Annotated in this window: 1 protein-coding gene; it reads left to right on the top strand. The window is 74.7% G+C overall.

Features of this window, described 5'->3' with window-relative positions; all coding sequences use genetic code 11:
• Nucleotides 1-704: SDR family oxidoreductase (locus H7A69_RS17205; protein ID WP_310648896.1), on the top strand; the 704-nt coding region annotated here is incomplete at its 5' end.
• Nucleotides 705-1,006: the final 302 nt, after the last annotated feature.

The following is a 1,006-nucleotide window of genomic DNA, read 5'->3' as shown; positions in this document are numbered from 1 at the left end:
TGCCCGTCCCCACCACCCCCATCGGCCGCGTCCTCGTCACCGGCGGTGCCTCGGGTCTCGGCGCGGCGGTCGTCGCCGCCGTCGCCGAGGCCGGCGGCACCCCGATCGTCCTCGACCTGCGCGTCGACGCCGTGCCGGAGGGCACCGACGCCGTCGCCGTGGACGTCACGGACACCGAGGCGACCGAGCGCGCCGTCCGCGAGGCGGCGGAGCGCCACGGCGGCCTCGACGCGGTCGTCACCGCGGCCGGCATCGACACCCCGGCCCCGATCGGTGCCATCTCGTCCGGCGACTGGGAGCGGATCGTCGGCGTGAACCTGCTCGGCACCGCCGCCGTCGTGCGGGCCGCGCTGCCCGCCCTCGAGGCGACGCACGGCCGGGTCGTCACGATCTCGTCGTCGCTCGCCCTGCGCGGCGTCGGCGACGGCACCGCGTACTCGGCGTCGAAGTTCGGCGTCCGCGGCTTCTCGCAGGCACTCGCGGCGGAGACCGCCGGCCGCATCGGCGTGACGAACATCATCCCCGCCGGCATGCGCACCGCGTTCTTCGAGGGGCGCACCGAGCAGTACAAGCCGGGCCCGGACGCGCAGCTCATCGAGCCGGAGTACGTGGCGAACTCGATCCTGTTCGCGCTGTCGCAGCCGGCCGGCTGCGAGATCCGCGAGATGTCGATCATGCCCGCGACGGAGCCGAGCTGGCCGTAGGCGCTCGCCGGTAGGTCGACGGGAGGCGCGGTGCCGGACGGCACCGTGCCTCCCGTCGTCCGTGGGCCGTGCGCCCGGTGAGCGGCGCGCGCGGACCGGTCTGCGGGGGTTCCAGAATCCTGCGCTCTCGGCGTCACCACGCCCCGCTCCTGGAACCTCGGTGGACGCGAGCGGGGTGTCGTGGGACCCCGGCATCCGGCACGCGGGCACGTCGGCGAGCGCGGCAGAGCGTCGTGTGGGGTATGAGTGTGCAGAGCGGCGTAGGTAGCGGAGGTGAGGCTAGATATCATGCCAATGGCGCG

Origin of the sequence: Curtobacterium sp. ME26 (genome assembly GCF_903970945.1) — a bacterium.
In the GTDB taxonomy this organism is placed as follows: Bacteria; Actinomycetota; Actinomycetes; order Actinomycetales; family Microbacteriaceae; genus Curtobacterium; species Curtobacterium citri.
This window is presented reverse-complemented; position numbering and strand designations above follow the sequence as displayed.